Below are 26,528 nucleotides of genomic sequence, written 5' to 3' on the forward strand. Positions count from 1 at the left end.
TGCAATGAGTGATCTGGGCGACAAAGGGTGATTCGCTTCCCCACCCGAAACGCAAAGAGGATTCGTTTGGCGCACGGGTCGCCCTCGCCCGAGCGCGACTCGAGAGTGCCAAAGACGGAGTTGATCTCCGAGAGTTGGTGCGGATGTGCGGATCGTCGACCTTGAGCGAACAACGCCGGGCGTCTTATCGTCGACGTATACCATCCTCGATCGATGAGCGGCACGTTGAGCGCATCGAAGCTCTGGCCACTCAAGATCCAGGGAATGCGCGGCGTTCGATTCCAAGGCCGTGAACCTTGTCCAACTCATACCCTCGCCAAAGCTGAAACGCTCCGGCTGCGAAGATCACTATGCCGAGAGATCACTTCTTCTCTTCGCCGGATTCGAGGTTGTGCTATGCTTCGTCCAGCTTTTTCTAACTCCCCCTTCCCGAGAAAGAATTCGATGGCCCCCGAGGAGGTTTCGTGCCTGACGCGATCAAGCACCTCGTTGTGTTGATGATGGAGAATCGTTCGTTTGACCACATGCTCGGCTACTTGAAGACCGCTGACTATGCGATCGATGGTCTCAACGGAGATGAAACCAACCCTACCGATTTGGCCGATCCTCCGACCATTCGGGTCAGCCCCACGGCACGATCCAATCACGATCTGATTCCCGATCCCAACCACGAATTCCTGGACGTGAACTGGCAGATCTTCCGCAATTCGGACGGAAGCGATACCGGGCAGCCCAAGATGCAAGGCTTCGTCGAGAACTACGCTCAGATCAGCAACGCGGTGCAGGGTCGCAATGCCATGAAGGCCTTCCACCCCGGATCCCTGCCGGTTCTTTCTAAGCTGGCCAAAGAATACGCCGTGTGCGACCGCTGGTTTTCGTCGGTGCCGGGCTCGACGATTCCTAATCGTCTCTTTGCCCATGCCGCCAGTTCCGGAGGGTCGGCGACGCAGGACGCAGTTCTCTCCCCGGCCACCACGAAGACGATCTTTCAGGTGATCGATGACCCCAATAACGATGCCAACTGGGCTATCTACACCAATGGCGCCTCGATTCTGATGGCCAATATCTATCTTGCCCACCATCAAAATAATTTCTTCGATTTCTCGCAATTCGAGACCCACTGCAAGAAGGGCCTGCTCATGGAGTACACCTTCATTGAGCCGTCTTACGATGACGACCTCGACAACGGAACGTTTGCTACCAGCCAGCACCCAGACTTCGCCGTCGATGCCGGAGAAGCGCTGATTGGGCAGGTCTATAACTCGCTCGTCCAGTGCCCATCTTGGAAAGATACGCTGCTTTTGATCGTCTATGACGAGCATGGCGGCCTTTACGATCATGTGACTCCGCCCACACTCACGGCGGATCCGAGCCAGGGAGACGTGCCAGCTTCAGATGCTCCACCGTTCAAGTTTGATCGCCTGGGAGTGCGGGTCCCGGCGGTATTTGTATCGCCGCGGATTCCCCCTGGCAAGATCATTCACACGCAGTACGATCACTGCTCGATCGTGGCGACCGTGCGTAAGCTGTTCTGCAATCAGAAGACGCCCTTCAACTGGCGAGAAGCCCAGGCAGCGACCTTCGACGATATCTGCACACTCAGTGGAACCAACATCCGCGCGGACGTCCAACTGCCCCAACCGGTCGTCTCCGACGGAACCATCCCGCTAGTGCGTCCCCTGATCCTGAGTGCGGCTGATCGCCAGCAATCGGACCAGGCTCGCGTCGCGCAAGGAGGAATTGTAGGTGCGGTTCCATCTGACGCCAAGGCCGTCGCAGCCTCAGCGCCCCCTGTTCAGCCGGCTAATCAGCGTAAACCCACGGATCTGACGGTGCTGATGGCTAAGGCAATGGCGCATACGCTTTCTCTCATGGGAGAATCCGCCCAGCGATCGGTCTTGAGTATTCACACCGCGCAAGATGCGGTCGACTATCTGTCCGAAGCCGCAAGCGTGATTCAGCAACGCGGCACACAGCGAGGCTGAAAATGATCCGCTATCGTTCTCTCATGCTGTTGGGGTTCCTGCTCGTTGCGGGAAGAATCGGTGCGCAGACGATTCGAATCTCCTGCCCTTCCTTTCTCGATGACAAATCGCAAAGAATCGCCTGCATCGAGGCCCTCTTCAGTCAGGACAAGTACCACTTCACCATGGCCTCGCTCCCGCCGTCGAATGGGTTCGGGCCGGGACTCGTGCTCGAATACCGGCGACACCTGGTATCCGCCGCGCCTCCCGGTGGGCAGGCCAAGAAATCTCTCATCGATCTCAGTACCACGCTCGCCGGCACCACCAATTCGTCCTGGCTCGCGGGCGGGGATCTTCGTTGGGTCCTGCCGCGAGGGTATGACGCGGCGAAAGGAGCCGGAGAGAATGCGTACCTCTGGCTTGAAAATCACCAAGAGGCCGAGACGCTTCGCGCCTCGTTCGCTCATCGCACCGTGCACACGTTGTATTACTTCGGCGAAGGATCGGGTTCTGCTAACCAGCAATTCGTATTTGCTGAGGATGACAACTACGGATTTCTGCGTTTCCGGTATCCGGTGAACGATTCGCTCGCCTTCATCCTTGAAGGCGGAGCCGATCAAACCACGTTGCCCGCCATCAATGACGCCTCAGCGGTGGCCAAGCACTTTCCCTCGAACCTCCCAGGGCTCGCCACGCAGCCAACCTATGCAAAGTTCTCGATCGGAGCGTCCACATCGTTCGAGCGAGAGATCGGCGGAGTGTTCTCAGGCCTTCCGAAGCAGGACAATCCCCACTTTCAGAAAGAAATGCCTTTCTCTGCTTCCAATCAGGTCGCCTTCGGGTGGAACGAGGCGATGGATGGATCCGCTTTTACCTTCGAACAGTTTACGTTCGCAAGCGATGAACAACTAGGTCTGAAATTCCGATCTCGCAATATGTTCTCGGCTGACAAGCACCCATTTATTACCAAATACGTTTGTGAGAACGACAAGCAACGACAACTCTGCAGCTTCGGTGAAATCGATGTCCACGCGCTTTTGACCTTCTCGCACACCGCAGACAACAATCAGATGCCTTTCTATCTCGAGCCCACCCTGGGCGGCACGGATGTGGATTCCCGTGTCACGCTGCGCGGTTGGGACAACTACCGCTTCCGGGGAAAAGACCGGGCATTGCTTCAATTCGAGTATGGTGTAACCGTGTGGGATCCCTTTGGAGCTTTCGTGTTCTATGATGCTGGCAAGGTCGGTACCTCACCATCGGATCTCTCTCCCATGGACTTTCGGCAGGACACGGGTCTCGGAATGTCGGCTCGACTCCGCGGGCATGTGATCGCACAAACCTATGTTGCCTGGGGCGCAGGAAGCACGCGATGGAACTATAATTTTGCGAAGACCTTCTGAATCCGCCAGATCATTCTCTTAGGCGAAGGCGACTCCTAGCGTTCCATCTCCCGTCTCCTTTGGGATTCGTTGTGTCTCTTCCGCAGCTCGAATTGAATACCCCCGGTGAATCGGGCTGTGGCGACTGAAATAGAAAGGTCTACCAACTTGGACCCGCATCTGAATTGTTAGGTTCCCATTCGCGTCGTATTGAACCTGCGAGCGTCGTTTTTTCCAACAGCCAGGGAAATTCATCGAAACAGAAGCGGCCTGGATGGATTAATCAACCAGTCCAGCTGCGATAACGAATTGCGCCTGCCCGCACTCTATCCATCGCGTTTTAGTGGGTTGCGCGTTGAAGGCGGTCGTACTCTCCTCCTATGCTGATTTTGTACTGAGTCCCAGCACTACACCCGGTTTCCAACTAGCTCGAAATTCGCTACAGAGGTATTTAGCTTTCCAGATTTTCTGGAACACCATAATCTTCGAGAGTGCTGCATCGGCTTTTGACAGCTGAAGCGCTGAAGCCGCCGCATTCGAGCGTCAGGCTTGAAATTTGCAGCGCGTAGGTCATTCAGATAAGCGCGTCAGAATTCAGGGATTGCCCACCAAACAAGTTGCAACGATTTGAGATGGACTGACCCCACAAAGTGGGACACAGGTGTAGTCGAAATCGTAGCGGTCAAAGCACTCTAGAACCATTCAGAACCACAGCCATCAATAACATGGCCGCAACGCATTCATTCTAAAACGATTAATTTCACTGAAATTCAACAAGATTCAATAGGCGGCTGATTCCGGTTCGGGACCAGGTTCCCTACCCGGAGTTCCTTGTGGTTCTGTGAGGGACGCTTTTGAGACCTGTTGAACTTTGAGGCTTTCAAAGGAGCAACTTCGACTACAGGCTCGGATTGGATGGGGAGGCCTACCAGTTCAACCCGAGGGATTTCCTCCATTCCCGCAAAGGAAACGGCAATTAGGCCCCTGGCCCTTCACCAGGGGCTTGGTCGCTTCGCACAGTGGCCGACCGCCGTCTCTCCTTATCGAGTAGGACCGCAAGATGATCCCATCCAATTAACTTGATCGGAAATCTCCGAGGCGTTCATCGAGGCTCGTGCATTGGCCAGGGGATGGTGTGATGCAGCTGGGATAGTCAGCCAATTCGCGAGGCTTGCGCAGAGGTTTTTCGATATTTCGGTGCTACGCTTGCCATATGCGGTTCATTGAGGATGACAAGCTGCCGAGCGATTTAATCCGTAAGGAGTACTCGGAATCGTGACACGCGCTCTGTTGTTTGAACTGCGGCTTTGAATCTGAGTTCGCACCTCGACTGCCGGACGCCATTGGCAGACCGCTCTATGTTCTGATGGTGCACGATTGTCCCGGTTCAGAAGCAGCAAATTGATCTAGACGGTCGATTAGCGAATCGTCCTCTCGCCAAAATCAAACGGTCCGCGCGATCCCTTGTGGGTCATCCTTTCTCGCGACCAGTCGCATTCTGAGATTCAAACGGATATCACCATTGCCCCTTTTTTGGCTAGCAGCAATCGAGCGCTTCCACAGAGATGTTTTGCCAATTCAAGTCTTCTGTCCCGGCGTATAATCCGGCTACGCCCGATGAATTAGATATAGGAATCCCTTGGGTAGCAAAGGACTTCGGGGCGGAACCGCTAGGGAGGGTCAATGAACCGGAAGAACTCAGCAACACACGGTGGAATCGATACAGGAGGCGGCAACCTGACAGGTCACGTGATTGTCGCCGGGGACCAGATTGTGTACGGTGACCAGAATTTCACACAAGAGATATCCCGCCAAACACTTGATAGTCTCTTTCATCCGTTATCTGGCCTAGTGCGATCAGCGCCGGTCCAGGTTCAAGCAGAAGCAGCCGAGAAGGTCAATCAACTGAAAACTGAAGTTGCTAAAGGCAAGCAACGGGATGACAATCTTACCGCAAAACTTATCGAGGGCATTGTGGGGCTGGTCCCATCCGCGGTATCTACCATTGCCAGCGCTTTTGGAACGCCTATTCTCGGCGGCCTGGTCGGACCGGCAACAAAGTACGTACTCGACAAGATACAGGGGAAATAGCCCTTCGGATTGGGTCATCGAGAGCATAAAGCATGAATGCGTTAAGGAAACTGTGGATGGCGTTAATTTCCGTCCTGGAACGGAGCACAGGCGGAGTTAGTACGCGAGGTGGAAATGTTTCTGCTTATAATCTTGTCGGCAATGACCAAATCAATGTTTTTCTCTCCCCGATGCAGGCGACTGCGATTTATCAGCTCCCTGCACCGGTGGCAGATTTCGTGGGTCGCGAAGGCGAGATTGCTGTAGTTCTAAAGGCGGTTCAGGCGGGAAAACCTATAGGCATATTTGGGCTGGGAGGCTTTGGCAAGACTGAATTGGCGCGAGTCGTCGCAAGTCGGCTTGCCGGGAATTTTCCGGATGCGCAGCTATTGATCAGCCTTCAAGGAGGCTTGAAGGAACCGCGAAGAGCAGAAGACGCGCTGCTGAATTGCCTCGTTGCTTTGCGTGCTCTACCCCCGGAAAGAAATATTCTAAATATACGGGAGCTTCAGCAACTCTACCTCGGGGCCCTCAAGGGAAAACGGGCTTTGGTCCTGCTCGACGACGCCGCGAATCTGAAGCAAGTCGGCCCTCTTCTTCCCCCCGCGGGCTGCGCCCTGATCATCACTGCCCGTTCGCCGATTGCTGTACCCGGTCTCGAACGGGTCCTGTTGGACTCACTCCCTCAGCAGGAGGCACTCCAGCTCTTTGAAAGTATCGCCAAAGACATCGACAGAGACATTGCCAACCAAATTTGTTCTCTATGCGGCTTCCTTCCGTTGGCTGTCCGAGCATGTGCAACGAGGCTTGCTTATACGCCGGACCTCGATCCGCGGGAGTATGCCACACGCCTCGAAGAGGAGAACAATAGATTGACTTTGATCGCAAACCCAGATATCGGCGGCAACATCGAAGCCGTTCTCGACTCCAGCTACCAATTACTGAATCACGTGGAGTCCACAATCTTTAAGCGCCTGGCCGTTTTTCAGGGCTCTTGGGATAGCGCAGCCGAGGAACACATTTGCGAGGATCACTCACACCAGGCCTTGACCCACCTGGTCAAGTTGTCTCTGGTGACATTTGATAAGAATCAAGCTCGCTATCGATTCCATGATCTGGTCCGCTTGTACGCATCCAAGAAGCTGGATTCATCGGAGCTGGACGGACAGGGTCAGCGAACGGCATAGCGAATATTTTACTCTGCTTATCAGCAAGGCAGCCCCTCCAAACGGCACTTACGATGTAGGATCGCAGGCCTTCCGCAGATGCATACAGGAATGGGGCAACATCTTCCAAGCACAAGCTTGGGCGGCGAAGAATGTGGGAAGGATCAATGCAGCAGCACCGACTTGCATCATTTACGCATTTGCTGAGAATGCGTTCATGTTGGAAGGCGTGATGCCGCTGCGCGACCAGATCCGTTGGGCCGAAGATGGCGTAAGAGCGGCGCGTATGACGGGAAATGTCTCCGTGCAATGCAATCTGTTGCATGGGTTAAGTTCTGGCTACATGTTCCGCATGGATTTTCAATCTGCCCTCAACGCGCTGCAGCAATGTCTAGATCTCGCTAAAAAGTCGGGACTGAAGAAGTGGGAAGGACGTGCTCTCAAGATGATGGCAACGCACATGTCGTTTAAAGGAAGGCCGATCGAAGCCCTACCGTTTGCCTACGAGGCAGCTCAAATTCTCGCCGAGATCAATGACCCTGATGCCGCTGATGCCGTCGATTTAGTCCAAAGCCTTGAAGCGAGGACATCCAAGGCACACGACATCTCCAATCGGCCGTTCTGGAAGGTGCCGTAGAAAATCGAAGAGGTCAACTAATCTGCGAGGTTCCTTGTTGTAGTCGAATATGTAGCGGGCGGAGCCTCCAAAAGCAATATGTCCCCACAGCTTTCAACAACGGAGCCGCAAGAGCTTCAATCAAAATGGGTTAAGAACATCGGATTTCAACAGATTTCAAAAGGCGATCGAACCCGGTTCGGGACCACTGCTCGCTTTTGAGAATCGTGTTGCCGCGCCGGTTCGTCAGGAAACAGGTCGCCCTGGTCAGAGATTCTTTGACGCAGTGGAAGAGGTGTGGATTACCGAAACTCATGCTCTAACGGCTTATTACAAATAGAAATCCACGCTCTGGGCGTGCAATGGATCAGTCTTCCGAAATCGTCTGCTTCTCCCGGTCCTCGACCAGATAAGTTCCGATGGAGGTCCACTCCCCTTTTCCACTCACTTCAAAGTGGCTCATTGGGAGGGGAACCAATTCCATCACCGACTGAGCGTCGTCGCGGAGGGTAGAATACTCAACGGAGCGCGCCCCAGTACAAGGCGCGTCGCTTCGGGCCGGAGCGCCTATGACTGGACACCCAAATTCAACACGGGGTGATCCTGAATGGCTTGCTGGGTGGCCAGTATGGCGAGCGAAAGTCAGAACAATGGGAAGCAACTCCCATGTATCCTGCTTGCCGAAACTGGTCGGTGCCGCGGAAGTTGCGGCAATCATCGGATGCACTCGCAAGCACGTCTACGATCTGGCCCAGAAGGGCCAGATCCCTCACTACCGCATCGGAGGCTTAATCCGATTCAACCTGCAAGAGATTGCGGAATGGCTTGAGTCATTCAGGATTGCGGCTTAACCTGGCTCGGCGCTTCGAGCGCCGGGTCAGCCTCAATCAGGTCCACTTCATTCGATTCACCAGCGCCTGGGTTTGCACCTTTTCTGCCGGCCGCAGATATCGCATGGTGCTGGCCAAATCTGAATGGCCCATCAGGCTTTGAAGAGTTCTAAGATCCATCTCTGGATTGCGGTGCATTTTGGTGCAGAACGTCGCTCTGAACTTGTGAAGAAACCAGCGTTCACATTCCCTGTATTTTCCCAGGCACCCCTCGCATTTGCCACAATTCAGTTCTGCGCGCCGAACCTGCCGCTTGAGAGTGCGAAGCATGTGGCTGTCCGGTTTCCCGTTTCTCGAGAAGATCAGCGGAGAGACTCCAGCATGCTTCCGTTTGTAAGTCATCAACCTCGCAATTAGGTCATCAGACAAGGGCAGTTCTCGCTCTTCAAAGTCCTTCAGCCTGAACCCCCACCGCTTGACCTTCGATCGCAGTCTCAGCACTTTCGTTTCACGATCAATGTCTTCCCATTCAAGAAACATCGCTTCCTGTTCTCGCACACCGGTTTGGAGCAGGAGCCGGCAAAGGAGGTTTTCCCTTGGAGAGGTCACGGCTTTGAACAATGAGTTCAGCTCTTTGTCGGAATAGATTTCCGGCATGGTCTTGTCATACTTGGGTGGCTTGGGCAATTTCTTTGTGTCGTATTCCAAGAACTTCAGGAACGTCTTCATGTTCGTGTGGCGGTTGCTCACCGTTCGTGCGCTCATGCCGCGCTCGGCCAGCGCCTTGTGGTACTTGATGATGTCTTCCGGTTCAATCTCGTCGGCATATTGCCGGCCGCTCACTTTCAGGAACTCATCACACGCCAGCCGATATGCCTCAAGAGCCTTCAGCGAGCCCCTGCTCGCAGTATCGGAAAGGAATTGAGAGAGATCCGCAGCCAGTGGCCTGTGTTTGAGAGGGTCGTGCACCTTGATCGCAATGCCGGCTTCTCTGGCAACGATGATTGCCGACATGCGCGATTCCTTCACAATGCGCTTGGCCTCAGCCTCTGCCGGACTAGCGCCCTTGAGCGCTTCAACGATAAGCCTCGTTCCGTGGTAGTACCGCAGCGCGTAGTGCCCTGCCGGGTACTTCACTTCCACGCCATCTGCGACGACCACTGCTGGCTTTACCTTGCCGTTCGCGGCGTACGCGGCCGGATAGTATCTCCAACCGGAGTCCGTTTTCACTCTTCTTACCAGCGAGACTTTACTGTTCGCCATGGCTCTTTTTCCTGCCGATAACCATAGCACGACCATAGCACGGGCATATGCACAACACTAACTATATTAGATACATACAGTTACTCGGCTATGGTTTTAAATCCCTTCTTCGGCACCATAGCAATTCCCATCTCATTGAGATCAAATGTAAATGCATTTAAATAAGCATCTTATAAAATATTTGGCGGCAAAGAACTCATCTGACCATCCAACTCGTCTGACCATCCTTGGATTGGGGAATTGTCTCTAACGAACCGTAAGTTCAGAACCCTGTCAACTAAAATCATGACCTATTGCTCAGTTTATAAATCGAACGCCGCAATGCAGCTCAATGAGCTGTCAAGTCGTTAATCTTCGACGCGCACGCTGAAAGCTCTTTGCGCACGCGCTCTGCTTCTCCTCTGAATTCCGGTGCCTTCGCTCCCACAAAAGTAGCGTGCTCCCAGGTCTTTTCGCTCTTCTCGAACCAGCTTTTGGCCTCATTCAGATTTCGGAGCTTCGAAGATTTCGAGGACGATTGATGTGCGAGCTCTTCGTAAGCCAGACCAAGCACCCGGTATGACTCTGCCTGCCCGTCGACATCATAACGACTCTTGTGATCCGTAGGCTCAAAGATTGCGACCGCCTGATGCGCCTTGGAGATTGCTGGTGAGACGCTGCGTTGCCACAGTAGATTTCGCGCAATCCCAAGGGTGCTAAAGCCAAGATTGCTCCTGGCCAGGGCGTTTGCGTGATCAGCGGCATAGAGTTCGGCGAAGATGGAGTTGCCCGCTCGGTAGTTCTGCAATGCATGAACTGTATCGCCGCTCGCCTCGAGGACGTGAGCCGAGAGATCGTAAGCTTCGGCCAGGTACTCGCGGAGGGTGGCATTGTCCGGGTCCGAGTGAGAAAGGTCGAGCAATATGTTCAGTCCCTTTTTTGAAGCGTCAGATGCACCTTTGGGATCGGAAATGCCGCCTAACGCTGTCGCCAGGCCGATGTAGTCTCCGGCGAGGTGCGTGCGAAGGCCTGCGTTTGCGTTCGGTGCGGTTGCCGATGGTTCCCGCACCAGCACCGCCTGCCTGAAACTTTTCGCGGCGCCCGCGTAATCACCCGCGCTGTTCTGTACAGTTCCCGTTTGCCAATAAATGCCCGCGAGAAAGTCGATGTTCCTGGGATCAGGCGAAGAATGTGCCAGGGTTTCTGCGATGGGCAGGCCAGATCGAAGGTATTTGAGTGCTTGTGAGTACTCGCCTCGGTTGAAGAGCGCAAAGCTCACGCGAAAGTACTCGCTAAGCAGTTCTGATTGCAGAGAAGCATCGTTCGGACTTGATTTGGCAACCACTTCGCGTATAGCCAATGCTTTCTCATAGCTTTCCATTGCGCCGTTGAAATCTCCCAGATTTGCGGCTCCGCTGTATCCCATCAGATCCCCGACGCGATCATAGGCGGCGGCCAATTCACGCTGCAGTGAGAGATCCCCCGCGGATTCCTTCGAAAGGCTGTCGAGATATTCGAGCGCGCGGCTCACCAGCAGTTTTCGGGCGGGTGTTGCTCCTGAAAGATCTCGGATGGAATCGTGGATTTCGAAGAGCAGAGAATTTGCCAGCTTGCGTACATCGTTGAAGCGTCGTTCAGCGCGAATGCGTTGCTGGCGGGCGACATTCGCTTCATAGAGCGTGACCGCGAGGCCCACGAGAAGAGCGATTGCCAGGGCGGTGGAGAAGGCAACTCCTGCCTTGTGGCGAAAAATAAATCTCGATGCGCGATACCAGCCTGTAGCGGTTCTGGCGGAAACGGGAAGGTTTTCCAGATGGCGGCGAATGTCTTCCTGGAACTGCTCGACAGTGCGATAACGGCGCTTGGGGTCCTTCTCTAAAGCCTTCAGAATGACGTTGTCCAGATCTCCACGGAGCCGGCGGCGCAACCGATCGGGTGACATCCCGCGCAATGCACTCAGATCTTCCCGACTCGCTACGGGCGTATCTTTCGCAGTGTAGCCACGGGACACAACCAAACTTGGCCTTACCGCGTCGGTCGAACAGACCGCGGTAATAAATTCCTGTGGTGTGCCGGAAGTGCGCCGGTAAGGGCTGCAGCCGGTCAGCAACTCGTAGAGGACAACGCCAAGGGAGTACACATCACTTGCCGTTGTCATTGGGCCGCCCTGCATCTGTTCAGGGCTTCCATACCGCGGGGTCAGAACCCGGAATGCCGTCATTGTCTGATCGAGGCTCTCTCCGGGGACATCCGCCTCGAGGATCTTGGCGATTCCGAAGTCGAGCAGCTTCGGCACGCCATCGGCGGTTACGAGAATGTTCCCCGGTTTGATGTCGCGGTGGATCACAAGGTGCTGATGAGCAAATTGCACCGCGGCGCACACCTGGACAAAGAGACCCAGTCGCTCATTGAGGGAGAGCTTGTGATGATCACAGTAGTCCGTGATCGGTTCGCCTTCGATCAATTCCATTGCGAAGAACGGAAGGCCATCTTCCGTTGTGCCGCCGTCGAGCAGGCGAGCGATATTCGGATGCTCCAGGCCTGCCAGAATCTGGCGTTCGTTTTTGAAGCGTCTGATGACGAAGCTGGAATCCTGGCCGGCCCGGATGACCTTCAGGGCAACTTGCTTTCGGTATTGATCGTCGGCCCGAAATGCGCGATAGACCTCTCCCATTCCTCCCGCGCCGATCTGCTCCACGATTTGATAAGCACCGACGCGGCGGCCGATCCATGACTTCTCTTCGACGGCGACGACAGAAGCTGCCACCGCCGCAAAAGAGGACTCGTCAAGAAAGCCGGGATCTACGTGGTGTTCGCCACCGAGAAGTGTTTCCACTTCCCGGCGGAGCATGTGATCATCACCGCAGCGCTCCTCAAGAAATGCGGCACGCCGATTCTCCGGCAATTCCAGCGCCTCGCCGAGAACGTCTTTGACCCTCGACCACGTGTCGGCATTCATTGCTCAGGACCCTTGCTCACGGCATGGTGCAGCCACAAGCGAGCCGTGGCCCACTCGCGCTTGGTGGTGGCGGGCGAGATGTTTTCCACCTTTGCGGTCTCCTCGATCGAGAGACCTCCGAAGAAACGCAGCTCGACGATTCGGCATTGACGCGGATCGAGCGATGCCAGCCTTTCCATGGCGCTGTCGAGAGCCAGGATATCGACGCTGGGAACGCCGGAAGCTCCCGGCAGGTCGTCAACCACCACGGTAACGGCGTTTGCACCCCGCTTTCCGGCCGAGTGCTTGCGGGCGTGATCGACAAGAATTTGCCGCATCATTCGTGCGGCCAGCGCAAAGAAATGCGCGCGGTTCTCCCATTCGATAGAGTCGTGTCTCGCGAGTCGCAGGTAAGCTTCGTGTACCAGAGCGGTTGGCTGCAGCGTATTTCCCGCGGACTGATTCGCAAGCGATCGACGCGCGATTCTGCGCAACTCGTCGTACACCAGCGGGATCAGCGCATCACGGGCCGAAGCATCCCCTTTGCTCCAGCGGACAAGAAGTTCAGTAACAGGCTGTGAAGGAGTCGAGCTCACGGGAACCTCCACGTGCCAACAAAGTTGAGAAATCTTAGCTTTGGTCAAATCAGAAGTCAACGAAACATTGCAGGTGCTCACCTGGAACGTCCTGAATTCTGTAAGTTTCTTCCTCCACCGTGAGCTACTTCAGCGTGATTCTGCGTTTCCCAAGATAGAAGCCGCTCCGGAACAGGTAAGCACCAGTTCTTCCCGAGCAGGATGACTTCCCCCGCGGATAACCCGGAGTCCGCTTGTTTCCAACCGAAAACCGGCAAAGGAGTTCACCATGCCAGCGCGTTCCTCTAATCTTGCTCTCTGCGTTCTCGCGATTCTTTCGATTTCCGTGACAGCTGCGGCAGACGACCTGCACTTCAAGAAAAGCATCTCCGTCGGAGGCAATACGGTTTCGACCTCGGAGACCTGGGTGAAGGGTGCGCGCCAACGCACAGTTACAGGGTCGGCTGCGGGAAATCTGGTGACTTTGCGGCAATGTGACCTCAAACGTACCGTTACGCTGAGCGAACAGAATCAATCGTACCTGGTGACCAGGGACTCGGAAGATGAGTCCGTGAGCCAGGCCGCAGCTATGATGGGAGGCGGCCCATCGGCCACCTCTGGAGGATCGATTACGCAGACGGTTACCGTCACCGATACCGGAGAACGGAAGCAAATGTCGGGATACGCTGCGCGGCACCTGAGGACGAAGGTGGTGGTGGAGTCGTCGGCTGACGCTTGCTCGAAGACCAATCAGAGTTATGAGATTGACGGCTGGTATGCGGACATCTCAAAGGGATCCCTCAGTTGCCCGCAGATCTTGCCGCCGATAAAACAGGGTGCGAGTTGCGCCGATCGGGTTATTGTTCACCGCAAAGGCAGCGGCAAGCCCGGTTATCCGCTGCACGAAACCATCACTCTCCAGAACGATGGCGGAACCCCGACAAAGATCGAAGTTGCCACATCGGATATTTCGAAGGACACAGCGCAGGCCGAACTCTTTGACGTTCCTGCCGCGTATCACGAGGTCCATTCCGAATCCGAGCTCTATGTTGCTACAGCCCTCCCCCCGGGGGCGGCCTCCACCGCCCCGCAATCACCCGCCCCGCAATCACCTGCTTCGTATGGCTCTGGTCTTCCCAACACTCAACAAATGATGGCTCAGGCGCTGCCTGCCGGTATGAACGGCCGCGGGGGAATGGCGTCCCAGCTGTCCATGATGCAGGCCATGAGTGGCAAAGCTGGCGGTGCGTCGATGATGCAGGGTCCTCCATCGGGTGCCGCAGTCCCTCCGCCTCAAGTACTCGGTCCCAAGGCGCCCGGAAGGATCCGGATAGGTGTCGCTCCCGCGCAGGCGCAGATGGGCCAGGGAAGCACCTCGCAGGAGGACTACGGCGCGCCCGTTCGAAATGCAATCGTTCTGATGATGAGCGGACCCGCCATCGAGATCGCTGCACTCGAGTCCAGGATTCCCATACAGATTCAGGCCGAGGCCCAACAGAAAGAATGTGATTACATTCTGCTTGCGAACGTGACCGTGAAGCGCAATGCGTCGACTGGTTTCGGAAAGTTCATGAAGGCCGGTAGCATGGCCGCCAACTTCACCCCAATGGGGATGATGGCGCACAGCATGGGCAGTATGGGTAGCATGGTCGCCGCGCAGGCAGCTACCTCCGCTATGCAAACAGTGGCGATGAGCGGTCAACAGCAAGCCATGAGCCAGTTGTCGGGATTCAACGGCCAGATCAAATCAAAGGACGAAGTCACCGTTGAATATCAGCTCCTGCCAACGGGCCAGAGTCAGCCCAAACTCGACAATACGCTGAAAGGCAAATCCAAGTCGGACGGCGAAGATGTGCTCACGCCATTGATTCAGCAAGCGGCGACCACCGTCTTGACTGAGGTCAGCAAAAAATAGAGCGGGTCAGAGAACTGCAAGCCACTGAAAACTGCATTCGCCGATCATGAGATTCACCTTGGTATCTCTCGTCTTAAACGGAAGGAGTCTGGCGTGACAAGTTGGCAAAGTTGCGTGCTTCGAGTCTGGTCGCTGCTGCTGGTTTCAATGCTGGTACCGGCGTCTGCGCAAGACTCCACCTCCGTTCATAAGCGATTCACGAATGACGAAGTGATCAGCCTCGTGCAGATGGCGCTCTCAGAGGATGTGATTGTCGCGAAGATTCGCGCAATGAATGCAGCCGATCCTGGTTCGCTCCGCTTTGACACCAGCGTTCAGGGTTTGCAGGCGCTGAAAGCGGCAAACGTACCGGACGAAGTGATCCGCGCGATGATTAACCCGACGGCGACGCAGACCAGCGTCATTGCGCTGGCAGCGCCCATGACATTGGATCCAAATTTGCCACCGCCGGAAGTAGGTGTCTACTGGAAGGACGCGAGCCGCTTTGTATTGATTGAAGGGCAGATGCTGAGCAACGCCAAAGTTGGCGGAAAAGCAGGCAGCATGTTTAGCTATGGCTTTCGCGGCATGCATTGGGATGCAACTTTGAACGGCCCCACATCCAGTCACATCGTTCGGGACCACAGACCCGTGTTCTACCTCTATGTGCCTGACGGGTCCAGTTCTTCCGACTACGTTCTGCTGAAGCTGAATAAGAAAGGAAACCGGCGAGAGTTTCAGGTAGGCACGATGGCGGGCAAATTCGGGGGCGGCAAGGCGGGTCTGAAGACCGACAAGGAAGTCCCCTTTGAAGCGGAACATATCGGCATCCGCACCTACAAAGTCACGCTGCGCCAGGATTTGAACCCGGGCGAGTTTGCTTTCTTTATGGCCACAGGGCAGCAGTTGAATGGCACGGATAAGAGAAGCGGAACCGGAGGCGCCGCGAGCGGCCGGATCTACGACTTCAGCTTGCCGGAGTGATAGTAAGACCAATGAGACCACTAGCCATGCACAAGACAAAGACCGCTCGCCGCCGTCCCTTACGCCTGATGCTGGCGCAGGGGCTTCTTCTCACAGCCGTCGCGAGTTCAGTCGCGCAGTCCACTTCGGTCCTCAATCGTTCATGGTCGGGACAAGCTCAATGCACGATTAACGTGCAGGGGTCTGGATATTCAGAGCATGAAGTCCATACCTGGAACCTCTCGGGCGGAGCGCCCACAGTCAAGGGAGCAATGCACATCTTCGCGGGCACTTGGAGCGTAACCGGACAAGGATCATATCAGAGGTCTCAGGGCAATCAAACCAGCTTGGTCCAGTGGGTGATGAATGCCTCTCTATCCAATGCCCCGATCGCGATTTTCGTTCGCGCGTCCGATGGACGCATGGTGATTAAATCGTGGCATGCGCAACTGAGATCGCCCGGAGGCGTCACGGGCACCCAGCAGATAACCGTCAACGGAGTTCCTCAAACCCCGGGCAAAATCAATCTGGAGGCATTCGAGTGGCAGTTTCCTGCCTCCGACTCTGCAATCCGCTCGGGGGATACCATCCAATTCAGCGGGTCCAGGACTGCGGCCATCCACGGTTCAGTCGGCCCTATGCAGCCCGGGGGATCGCAGGGAACGGAGCAGTGCAGTTGGCACTTTGGATCGTAAACATAACCGTCCTAACTAAGCACCCGCTCGCTGAATCCAATTGGCACTTGCTCAAGATTCTCCGTGGAGCCCGCGTAAGAGGGCCTGCAAACGCGCTTGGCTGCTGCGATGTGCCATCCGATCTCAGCTATCTGAACACCGGTGCGGAGTCGACATGAGTGACTGATCCGGTATCAGCCAGCACGGGCCTCGTGATTGCGCGTAGAGCAACGTGCAAGCTCCATTGAAGCTGACCGGGCAAACTACCGATCTTTCGCACCTTTTACTGAGATTGGGTTCGGGGTTTTGTCCGACGAATGGGCTCCACTAAGTTTGGCGCAGACGGCGAACTCTTCTCGTGCACGGTCACGCATACCTTCTTTTCGGTAAACCTGGCCAAGCTTGAAATGGAGGCTTGATATGTTGGGCGCCAACGTAACCGCCTTTTCCAATTCGTTTTGCGCTTTTGGCAAATTCTGCTGCACAGCATAGACATGGCCCAGTTCTTCATGAATCGTTGGGTTATCGGGGGACAAAACGGCAGCCTCAGCAAGGAAAGGGAGTGCCTTTTCCATTTTGCTTTGATCCGCAAGCAATGTTCCCAGGTTCAAGAATGGCTGTGCGTCGACAGGTGCGTCTCCCTGCCATTCGATGGCTGTCTGAAATGCAGCCTCGGCTTTCTCGAGATCGTTCGACTCCTGCCACGCCAAGCCGATGTTGTTTTCGGCCTCCACATATTTCGGATGCAGGATCAACGCGCGCTCGAAACTCGATATCGCCGCGGGAAAATCACTCTCATTGAATTTCGTCCGCCCAAGCAGGTAGTTCGCATCAGCATCGGTCGGCGCTTCGGCAACGACCTCAGAGAACCATTTGTCCGCATCCCCAAAGTCACCGAGCATGACGTAATCGGAGGCGACGACTTTTAACTCATCGGGACGCGGACGCCGGAATTTCGCGCCCGCGGTAAACTCGGCAAGCGATTCCTTCGCTTTCTTTTCGCGAAAGAGCACATAACCCAACAAGAAATGGGCTTCCGCGGCGGCAGGGTGAGCACTTAAATAGCCACGAATATTCGTTTCGGATTCTGCGAGCTTGCCTGTGGCCAGGAGCGCCCGGGCCGGAGCGAGTGGATCTTCAATTTGCTGGCAGATTCCGGACGTAACGCATAAAGCGGCGAGAGCAAGAAGTGATGTGCTGATTCGAGAACTCACCCATCTCAAGGTCTCTTCGCCTTTCATTTTATTTTCCCAAATTCAGCTTTAAAAGGGCTCGACTAGTGGGCTGCATTTTTGATGGTGTTTGATTCGCTGGCCTGACCTGCCACGGCCGCGCTGGCTTCTCTCTGCAAGGTCCCATAGGTACGCATTTCCTCCTGCGCCTCGGAACTCTTGCCCTGGGACCTGTAAACATTAGCGAGGAGGAAGTGAATGGTCGGCTCGCTCGGGCTATCTTTCTCAGCCATCAACAGGTCAGGCAAGGCTTCGGGCTGCTTTCCCAATCTCACCAGCGCGCGCGCGCGATCTACGCGGGCTTGCATCAGCGTGGGACAACGTGCGATAGAGCTATTCAATTGAGACAAGGCTTCTTCGCTGGAATCGTTGGCTTCGAGCATTGAATTCGCGAGTTTCCAGCGAGCCATACAATTGTTTGGATCGTTGGCAAGTTCTGCTTTGAATTCTGTCTGTGCCGACTGCCATTTGCCGATGTACCAGTAAGCGTCTCCCATATGCATATGCGTACCCGGCTGCTGGGGAGCCATGTCTATGGCTTTTTTGTATTCAACGAGGGCGAGATCGTAATTGTGCATACTCTCATCGATTTCGCCGGCGATCTCGTGCGCGACCACGGAGTTAGGATCGATCTCGTTAATCTTCTTGAGCGCATTTTCCGACATCTGGAGATAGGTTTTGCCCAGCAGGTACCAAGCCTCTTGATCCTTCGGGTTTCGCGTCACGAAGTCATTTAAATGGAGCGCCGCCTCATCGAGCTTTCTGGCATTGATGAGCAAACGCGCAAGCATCATCTCAATCTGGTCATCTTTCGGATTCGCGCGCAGGGCTTTGCGAAGAAGCGGTTCGGCTTTCTGATCCTCTCCCAACTGGACATAACTCATTCCGAGCATCGCCGAGGCGGTGGGCATATCCGGATTGAGTTCCAATCCTCGCTTGAGAACTTCTGCGGCGTGGGCGAAATCGTGCTGATTGAAGTAGAGCACCCCCAGGTTGTTGTACGCCGCGGCAAGATGGGGAGCAAGCTTGAGGATCGACCGATACTTTTCGATTGCCACGGCAGTGTCGCCGCTTTGGGTAGCGGCGCTGGCCTCGGCGTACAAGCGCTGAACCGCTGGAGTGACTTCGCTTTCGTCCTGCTGTGCGAGCGCTCCCGCATGGCAAAGGGAGAGCATCGCGCCGGCCAGGAGACAGCGCGTGCAATGCAACAGAAATCCGGCGGGTAAGTACTTCATGATTCGAGATTATATTTGATTCTTCGCAATGCGAGGACTTGGAGCAAAGCGAGGTTCGAAAATGGAAAATCGCATGATTCAACCTATTTGCAACGTGGATAAAAAATGCCGGACTGTGTGAGGGCAGTCCGGCATGGTTAGGAGAATCGCAATGGTGCATTCAGGAGACGGTTGGTTTAGAACTCCAGCCTGAAACTTACCTGGCCTTGTCGGTTCGATATATTCGAGCCTTGCCCCGTTACCTGGCCAAAGGTTCCATCACTTGCGTTGCCGTCGGGACCGTTGAACTGCGTTCGGTTGAAGGCGTTGAAGTAATCCACCGAGAGAATGCCAGTAAAGCGCTCTCCGATGTAGAAGTTTTTCTTGGCATTGATGTTCTCCAGGGCCAACGGAGCGTTTCTCGTTCCGGCATAGTCCCTTTGGGCCGTTCCGATGACATACTGGCTTGGGGTTAGCGTGAAGGCTGCGGGATTAAACATCTGGGCGACATTGGTTTTGCCCACGAAGTAATCGCGCACCCGCGAGTAGGACGCGGTGCTCAGACCGACTGAGCTGTTGCGATCCGGACGGTTGAAGCCGTTCGGGAAAGGCGAGCCGTTCTCGCACACCGAGCTACCGTTACAACCCTGAATTGGCGTTCCGGCCTCGTAGTCCAGGATCCAGCCTACCTGCCAGCCACCGACAATATTGCCCATGGTGTGATTATTTACATACTTCTTTCCCGGTCCGATCGGCAGCAGATACGTGCCACTGACTTTCAGCGTCTGCGGTTCGTCTGCACCTGAAACCGCCCATTCCGGCTTCTGGTTGTATTTGTTGATACCGCCCGAGGTGAAGCTTGAAAATCCGCTGCTCGTGTTGTCCATCAGGTGGGAGAGCGTGTATCCCGCGAGGAAGGACAAGCCGTTGGTATAGCGCTTTTCAATCTCGATCTGGGCGGCCTGGTAGTAGGTTGTTCCGTAACCTTCAAAGTTGTTGAAGATCTTCGAGTACTGTGGATAAGGCACGAGCGCCTGGGCCACCGTCGCCGATCCACCGAAGTCATTGACGAAGTTGGGATACGGCAGCGGTACGCCATCCAGCGATGTCTGGCCTGGTTGGAACACATCCGCAAGCTGTGAGCCGAACTGTGCGTCGTACTTCGGATCCATTTGGTCGATCTCATTGAGCTGGCTCGGCAGGTGAATGATGCGGTTACCTACCCATGCAGCCGTAATGAACATGTTGAAAGGCAGCTCGCGCTGCAGGTTGATGTTCCACTGCTGGCTGTACGGCGCGTATCCGTCCTTCTTCGGGCTGAAGGCATTGATCTGGTTGCCGGCTCCAAGGCCCGGACTGAACGGCGTCGGGTTGACAGCGGGTATCTGGTTGGTATCCCAGCTTCCGAAGGAAGAGGTGTAGCTGCCCGTACTGTTGCGCGTAAAGGAGCCGGTCAACAGGTTTCCGTAATTGACTGCGACCTTGTTGGTGCCGTACTCATAAGCTCCTCCATCGAGGAACGCTACATCCAATCCGGCCTGAAGAACCATCTTCTTGCTCAGCTGGTATGCGAAGCCGAGGCGTGGTCCGACATGGCCATAGTGGAGGTCGCCACTCGTAATTCCAGAGCAACCAGTGCAGTTCCCAAACTGGCTCGCCGATCCGGCAATGTTCCCGCTGGGGAATGTTCCGGGCTTGTCCTGATTGAAGAAGACGATCAGGTTGTGGTTTTCAGTAAACGGATGCTGAAGGTCCCAACGCAGACCGACATTGACCGTAAGACGCGGCGAGAGCTTGATATCGTCCTGGATGTACGGCGACAGATCCCAGTTGCGCAACTCCAACTCCTGGGAATTGCTTCGATTCGCCGAATCCGGAAGCCCCAACAGGAAACTGGCAAACGCGCTGCCATATTTGCCAAAATTCGGGTCATTTGGATTCTGCACCGAAGTGTTCCGCTGGCTGAAGTTGAAGTGTCCGCCTTCGGTCTGCTCTTCGTTGTCGTCCTGATAGGCGCGACGGAACTCCGCACCAATGTTGAATGTGTTACGCCCCTTGGTCCACAGCCAGTTATTCACCAGCGAAATTCCAAGTTTGCGGTTGATCGACTGGAACCAGGAACCGCTGGTGCCCCAACTGGTCGGAGCATGTTGGCCGTCAAAGGTGATATTCGGCGGAATGTTTTCGTTCGTGACAGCGCCGAATGTGGCTCCCTTGGTGATGTTGAACTGGTTGTTGATTTCGCCAATCCAGCCAACTCCGGCGGTCATCACCAGATGAGCCGAGAGGGCGTTGCTGTAATTCAGCAGAAAGACGCTGCCCAGTGACGGTTCAAACTTCTGGCTGTTCAGGGGATTGGGCGCAATCACGATCGGAGAGTAGTCAAAGCTGTGGGTGGTGTAGCTGTTGCGCCACTGGCTGTAGTGGAGGCTCTGCTTTGGCGTAAGGACCTGATCGACCGTGAAACCCCACACGTGCTGAATGTTCGGATTGATGAACGGAGCAAAGCTCTTGTTGGAGTCCAGGCCTCCAACTCCGCTGCCGGGCCGGTCTGGATCGGGAATGTCACTAATCAAGCTCGACGACAACGGGCTGATGCGGTTGGGGCAAATTACGTTCAGCACGCCGTTGCACGAAAACTGCTGACCGGTGGTCGGATCGTAGATCGGAATCAGCGCCCCGGTGCTTCCATCCACGTAGTCCGTGAAATTTCCGGTCTTTTCCAACGCGGTCGGCACGGTGCCAGAGCTTGTGTTCTCGTTGTTCTGCTTGTACCACTCCTGGCTATAGTGGCCGAAGGTCCTGTTGCGCCCGTCGTAGAGGTGGGGAATGCTGATGGGGCCGCCAACACTGAAGCCATAATTGTTCTCGTGATCCGGAGTGGGCTTGGTAGATCCACCCCAAGCCGGACCATTGAAGAATCCGACCGAATCAAAGAAACTGTTGCGGTTGATCTCGAACAAATCCCCGTGATATTTGTTTGTGCCCGACTTCATCTGGTAAGTGAGCGCGCCCTGTCCCAGGCCGAATTGTGCAGAAAACGTCGAGCGCTCGACCTTATACTCGTCCACCAGTTCGAAGGGCGGGTTGAAGTTTGTGGTATAGCCCTCGGTCTCTGGTTGTGGAGCGGGAATGCCGTTGTACACAATCTCCTGCTCAAAATCGACGCCGCCGCTCACGCGGTGCGAGAAGGTGCTGCCCGTCGTTCCGGGAGCAGTGAACTGCAGTTGATCGATCTGACGGCCGCGGCCAGAAACTTCCTCAGGCAAAGCCGCGACAACGACCGGCTCGATTGTACTGCCAATCTCGGGCGCGGTTGTGTTCAGGGCAATCGCGTCCGATGTGACCTGTACGGTTTCGTTGGCGGTGCCGGTCGAGAGGGCGAAGTCGAACGTCGCAGTTGTACTAACCTCGATCGTGACCCCGCTTCTCACGTCCTTCTTGAATCCGGGGGCATCCACGGAAACGGTGTAATGGCCGGGTAGAAGCCCCTTGAAGGAATAAGTGCCAGCGCTGCTGGACACCGTGCTGGCGGTGATCGACGTCTGTTCGTTGGTGATGGTTATCTTCGCATTTGTAATCACGGCACCGCTCGGGTCCGTGATGGTGCCGGTGATGCCGGCGCTGGCCTGTGCAAACCCGGTACGCGGGGCCAACGAGATCAGGCATGCGATTGCGATCGCGACGCACCATACGCCTACCCTCGAGCGGCGCAGAAATGCGCGCTCGTTTGAAACGGGGAACAGTTTCACTTTGCCTCCCTGGTCTTACCCAGTTTTTTTAGAGTCCCAGTTGTTTTTGAAATCCTTAAACAGGGGAATGGGACAGCTGCTCGGCTCTCTAGGGCCTTCAAACTCTGTGAATATGGAATCGATACCATTTCTTATGGTAGCGATCCCATTTCGCGAACTATACGTCTGGCAAAAATCAACTGTCAAGGAGTTTTTTGCGGACCGGTGACGGCCTCTCCATGAGAACAAATGAGTTTTCACCTATTTCGGCCAACGCCAGAACATCGACGGTGAAGAGTCAGAACCCGCCGTCCCCCTCGTCTGCCCGGAATATCGATAATCAAAAAATCGATTTATTTAATGAGAACTAGGGCGCTGAGGCATCGCACCGCTGCGATCGCGCCGCTCCGTTCGGGCCGTCGACCGCAGCTGTCTCATCCACCTGGATCTGCCGGTCGCCTTTTACGTTGGCCAGGGTTTGCACAACGCCGCTTGGCCAGCGGATTTCAATACACGCGGCCGCCGCGTTCTCACCCATGCCGAAGTGGACTCTCGGTTCGCTCGCGGACAGGTAACCCCCGGATGTTGTCACCGTCGCCCATTGTTCGCCGGACGCTGTTTTCAGTTCCACAACAGCTCCGATACCATCGCGATTGCTTTTGTGTCCGGTCAAATGCAGCGTGATCCAGTGACCTGGGGCTGGCGTCTTGTTCAGCAACACATGGGCGGCGCCGCCATTTGTTGAGACCACGGCATCCATGTGACCGTCGTTATCGATGTCGCCGATGGCCATCCCGCGCCCTACCCAAGCCTCGTGAAAGATATCTCCGGAGATTGAGGAAACATCGACAAACTTCTCGCCGGTGTTCCGCACGAGCATCATGGGTTCGCGATAGCGAAGCTGCGGATTGGTCTTTTCGATGGTGTCCAGGTCGTGGCCTTGCGCGATTAGAAGATCTTTCCAACCATTATTGTCATAGTCCATGAATCGCACGCTCCAGCCCGAATGAAGCATCGACATGTTGCCGATACCGCTCGGGCCGGATGCATAATTGAACGTTCCGTCACGTTCGTTCTGGTAGAGTGCGTACCGCTGGTTAGCAAGATCTGTCACGATCAGATCCGGCCAGCCGTCGTTGTCATAATCCGCAAAATCAACCCCCATCCCGGCATAGGTCTGGCCTTCGGAATTCACCGCGGCGCCGGATTCCAGGCCAACTTCTTCGAATGTCCCGTCTTTCTTCTGGTGAAAGAGGAACTCCGGCATCGAATCGTTCGCGACAAAGATATCCATGCGCCCGTCGCGATCGTAATCGGCGAAGGCAATGCCCAGAGCTTTCACCGGCTTGTCGAGCCCCAGTTTGTGCGACACCTCGGTGAAGTGCCCATTGCCCTCGTTGTGATATACGAGCATCGAGATGGGCTGGAACACATCCGGATGACAGTAGCCGCGATAGCCTTCGCGATGCTCCCCACACCAGACATCCTCCCAATCCCAGGTGACATAGCGATCCACCACCAGGTCGAGAAGACCGTCGTTATCCAGGTCCACCCACGCCGCGGAACTGGACCACCCGCTGCCCCCCACGCCGGCTCTGTCTGTCACATCGGTGAAGGTGCAGTTGCCATTGTTGTGATAAAGACGGTTGCCGCCATAGGCAGTGACGAAGAGATCTTCATAGCCGTCGTTATCGTAATCGGCGACTGCGACACCCATGCCGTAACCGACACCCCGTAAGCCGGCCTTTTCAGTAATGTCCTCAAATGTCCCATCCCGCTTCTGGTGATACATGCGATTCCAATACTCAGGTCCTGTCTTCTGCGGGATAAATCCCTTGGGAGTTGGATCGGTGTAAGGTGCGCCATTGACGAGGTACAGATCGAGGCGGCCGTCGTTATCGCAATCGAACAGTGCGACGCCCGAACCCATCGTCTCGATCAGATACTTGCGGGAAGTATGCGGCGCCTGGTGCAGAAAATGCACGCCAGCCTTCTCTGTGACGTCTACAAAGCGTCCAGGGACGGATGGCGCCGGAACGGGATGAACCGCAGTTTCTGATCCGGCATGAGTGGCCTGCGGCCACAAAATAGCACTTGCGGAAATGCAGAGCCCGATTGCACCGAGAATATTTCGCACGCGACAGAACCAGACAGCCTTCATTGCCTACCCTCGGAAGGTTTTGCCATATCTGCGGTCTGGCGCACTCGATTGCCGCTAAATTCTGCTGTGATGCCCTTCCCTTCCGCGATGGTGAAGATGCGGTCGACGGCTGGCAGTTTGATCGTCTCTTTTGCTCCCGATGGCCAATGAATTTCCGCGGTCCCGGCTTCTGTAGAGTCACCCAGACCGAAATGCAATCGGGGATCGTTGCTCGAAACGTAGCTTCCGCCGCTGATCACATCCTGCCGTTGGCGCATTCCATTAGCGGTGAGGTACACGGTGGCGCCTACCGCGTCGCGGGGACTTTTGGAACCTCCGATCAGTTTCAATTCCACCCAATGATGGTGATCGGCATTGACGTTCTTCAGCAGCACGGGCGGTCCATCGATCTGGTTGATGATCACGTCGATCTTGCCGTCATTGAACAGGTCACCGAAAGCCGCTCCCCGGCTTGACAGGACCTCTGCCATTCCGGAACCCTTGACCGGCGGAACCTCGGTGAAGCTGCCGTCGCGATTGTTGTGAAACAGCAGCGATCGCTGCGCGTACGACGTGCCCCAGTCGAGCCGGTCCGCAGCGGGATAGATGTGCCCATTCACAAACATCAGGTCGAGCCACCCGTCGTTGTCGAAGTCCAGAAATCCATCACCCCAGCCGAGGAACGGAATGGATAGTTTGCCGAATCCGGAGCGCATGGAAACTTCGTTAAATCCGCCGTTGCCCTGGTTGCGAAACAGCAGTTTCGCCTCGTCGGAGAAATCGCTGATCGCGAAATCCAACAGGCCGTTGTTCATGTAGTCACCAACAGCGACGCCCATGGCGGCCACTTCTCGCCCGTCTTCATTCAACCCGAAGCCCGTCGCATAACTCGCATCTTCGAATCTTCCGTTCCCACGATTGAGATAGAGGTAGCTCAACGTGGAATCGTTCGCCACGATCAAGTCGAGTTTGCCGTCGTTGTTTACGTCCACAAAGACGGGGGTCAGGCCGTAGTAGCGATTGACTTGGTCGGCGACACCGGCCTGGACGCTCACGTCGGTGAAGGTTCCGTCTCCGTTGTTGTGGAAGAGATGGTCGGGCTCGCCTTCAAGATTCATAGGTCCGCACATCACCGGCTCACCCCGGAATTCGCAGTACGAAAAGCCCGTCGCCTTGGTCTTTTCGTAGGGCAGGTTGTTCCGATCAAAGTGAACGTAACCGGAGATAAACAGATCGAGACGCCCGTCTCCGTCGTAGTCACCCCACGTTGCGCCTGCCGACCAGTTGCCAAGCGTAACACCGGCCTTTTCCGCAACATCGGTAAAAGTACCGTCGTGGTTGTTGTGGTACAGCCGGTTCTTGCCCCAGTTGGTCACGAGGATGTCGGGCCAGCCATCGTTATCGTAGTCGGCGATAGCGACGCCGAAACCCCAGCGATCGTTCGTGACTCCGGCCCTGGCAGCTACATCGGTGAAGGTGCCATCGTGGTTGTTATGAAACAAGGCCGCGTGCGGAGGCTCCTGCTTGCCGTCGAGCGCATTGAACGTTGAGCCGTTAACGAGGTAGATGTCGAGCCAGCCATCGTTGTCATAATCGATGAGCCCTGCACCGGATCCATTGGTGTCGATGATGAGCCGTTTGTCCGCTGCGCCCATGACATGCTTCCATCCGGCAAGTCCAGCCGCTCGGGTGACATCCTCAAAGACTACAGGGCCGGAATCGACAAACCCACTCACCGTGATCGGCCGTTTCTGCGGGTCGTGCAACGTCTCTGCAGAAACCGTACTACGGCCGGCTCCGGACGGCGGATTCGACCTGGCCTGACCAAAGGCGCTAGCGGTTGGCACAAGCAATGCCGCCACGAATGCGATATGTGTACGGGCGCGCATGCGCCGGA

General features: G+C 55.5%; 17 protein-coding genes. 9 read left to right on the forward strand and 8 right to left on the reverse strand.

Annotation, left to right across the window (positions count from 1 at the left end):
• The first annotated feature begins 464 nt into the window (after nt 1-464).
• From WCA10_RS25065 to WCA10_RS25090, 6 genes are all read left to right on the forward strand, one after another.
• Nucleotides 465-1,985 carry an alkaline phosphatase family protein gene (locus tag WCA10_RS25065; protein ID WP_472825286.1) on the forward strand — a complete coding sequence of 507 codons (1,521 nt, stop codon included), beginning with the start codon at nt 465-467 and terminating at the stop codon, nt 1,983-1,985.
• A 2-nt stretch (nt 1,986-1,987) separates the two neighbouring features.
• A complete protein-coding gene (locus WCA10_RS25070; RefSeq protein ID WP_472825287.1) occupies nt 1,988-3,367 on the forward strand; it encodes a hypothetical protein in 1,380 nt (459 codons plus the stop codon).
• Nucleotides 3,368-5,029: 1,662 nt separating this feature from the next.
• Nucleotides 5,030-5,437: a hypothetical protein gene (locus tag WCA10_RS25075; protein ID WP_472825288.1), complete on the forward strand. Its 408-nt coding sequence runs from the start codon at nt 5,030-5,032 to the stop codon at nt 5,435-5,437.
• A gap of 32 nt (nt 5,438-5,469) precedes the next feature.
• Nucleotides 5,470-6,603, forward strand: coding sequence for an NB-ARC domain-containing protein (locus tag WCA10_RS25080; protein WP_472825289.1), 1,134 nt, complete (start codon nt 5,470-5,472; stop codon nt 6,601-6,603).
• A gap of 196 nt (nt 6,604-6,799) precedes the next feature.
• Nucleotides 6,800-7,219: a hypothetical protein gene (locus tag WCA10_RS25085; RefSeq protein ID WP_472825290.1), complete on the forward strand. Its 420-nt coding sequence runs from the start codon at nt 6,800-6,802 to the stop codon at nt 7,217-7,219.
• Nucleotides 7,220-7,848: 629 nt separating this feature from the next.
• A complete protein-coding gene (locus WCA10_RS25090; RefSeq protein WP_472825291.1) occupies nt 7,849-8,049 on the forward strand; it encodes a helix-turn-helix domain-containing protein in 201 nt (66 codons plus the stop codon).
• Nucleotides 8,050-8,085: 36 nt separating this feature from the next.
• Here the strand turns inward: WCA10_RS25090 and WCA10_RS25095 are convergent, their stop codons facing one another.
• The 3 genes from WCA10_RS25095 to WCA10_RS25105 all read right to left on the reverse strand — a co-directional run bounded on the left by WCA10_RS25095 (nt 8,086) and on the right by WCA10_RS25105 (nt 12,804).
• On the reverse strand, nt 8,086-9,291 hold the full coding sequence (locus tag WCA10_RS25095; RefSeq protein WP_472825292.1) for a tyrosine-type recombinase/integrase: 1,206 nt from the start codon (nt 9,289-9,291) through the stop codon (nt 8,086-8,088).
• Between the two features lie 328 nt (nt 9,292-9,619).
• Nucleotides 9,620-12,229 carry a protein kinase domain-containing protein gene (locus WCA10_RS25100; RefSeq protein ID WP_472825293.1) on the reverse strand — a complete coding sequence of 870 codons (2,610 nt, stop codon included), beginning with the start codon at nt 12,227-12,229 and terminating at the stop codon, nt 9,620-9,622.
• Nucleotides 12,226-12,804: a sigma-70 family RNA polymerase sigma factor gene (locus WCA10_RS25105; RefSeq protein ID WP_472825294.1), complete on the reverse strand. Its 579-nt coding sequence runs from the start codon at nt 12,802-12,804 to the stop codon at nt 12,226-12,228. Before WCA10_RS25105 ends, WCA10_RS25100 begins: the two co-directional genes overlap by 4 nt.
• Before the next feature lie 268 nt (nt 12,805-13,072).
• Between WCA10_RS25105 and WCA10_RS25110 the strand changes: the two genes are divergently transcribed.
• The 3 genes from WCA10_RS25110 to WCA10_RS25120 all read left to right on the forward strand — a co-directional run bounded on the left by WCA10_RS25110 (nt 13,073) and on the right by WCA10_RS25120 (nt 16,335).
• Nucleotides 13,073-14,698: a hypothetical protein gene (locus tag WCA10_RS25110; protein WP_472825295.1), complete on the forward strand. Its 1,626-nt coding sequence runs from the start codon at nt 13,073-13,075 to the stop codon at nt 14,696-14,698.
• A 93-nt stretch (nt 14,699-14,791) separates the two neighbouring features.
• Complete coding sequence (locus tag WCA10_RS25115) at nt 14,792-15,661, forward strand: hypothetical protein (protein WP_472825296.1); 870 nt, start codon at nt 14,792-14,794, stop codon at nt 15,659-15,661.
• 26 nt (nt 15,662-15,687) lie between these two features.
• Nucleotides 15,688-16,335, forward strand: coding sequence for a hypothetical protein (locus WCA10_RS25120; protein WP_472825297.1), 648 nt, complete (start codon nt 15,688-15,690; stop codon nt 16,333-16,335).
• A gap of 242 nt (nt 16,336-16,577) precedes the next feature.
• Here the strand turns inward: WCA10_RS25120 and WCA10_RS25125 are convergent, their stop codons facing one another.
• From WCA10_RS25125 to WCA10_RS25145, 5 genes are all read right to left on the reverse strand, one after another.
• Nucleotides 16,578-17,555, reverse strand: a complete 978-nt coding sequence (locus WCA10_RS25125) for a tetratricopeptide repeat protein (RefSeq protein ID WP_472825298.1) — start codon at nt 17,553-17,555, stop codon at nt 16,578-16,580.
• Nucleotides 17,556-17,590: 35 nt separating this feature from the next.
• Entirely contained in the window at nt 17,591-18,781 is a 1,191-nt protein-coding gene (locus WCA10_RS25130; RefSeq protein ID WP_472825299.1) for a tetratricopeptide repeat protein, read from the reverse strand.
• A 176-nt stretch (nt 18,782-18,957) separates the two neighbouring features.
• Nucleotides 18,958-22,512 (reverse strand): carboxypeptidase-like regulatory domain-containing protein, encoded by a 3,555-nt coding sequence (locus WCA10_RS25135; RefSeq protein ID WP_472825300.1) that lies wholly within the window; start codon nt 22,510-22,512, stop codon nt 18,958-18,960.
• Between the two features lie 346 nt (nt 22,513-22,858).
• On the reverse strand, nt 22,859-24,652 hold the full coding sequence (locus tag WCA10_RS25140; protein ID WP_472825301.1) for a CRTAC1 family protein: 1,794 nt from the start codon (nt 24,650-24,652) through the stop codon (nt 22,859-22,861).
• Entirely contained in the window at nt 24,649-26,520 is a 1,872-nt protein-coding gene (locus WCA10_RS25145) for a CRTAC1 family protein (RefSeq protein WP_472825324.1), read from the reverse strand. Before WCA10_RS25145 ends, WCA10_RS25140 begins: the two co-directional genes overlap by 4 nt.
• Between the last annotated feature and the right edge of the window lie 8 nt (nt 26,521-26,528).

It is taken from the genome of Occallatibacter sp., from assembly GCF_049582745.1.
GTDB lineage: Bacteria > Acidobacteriota > Terriglobia > Terriglobales > Acidobacteriaceae > Telmatobacter.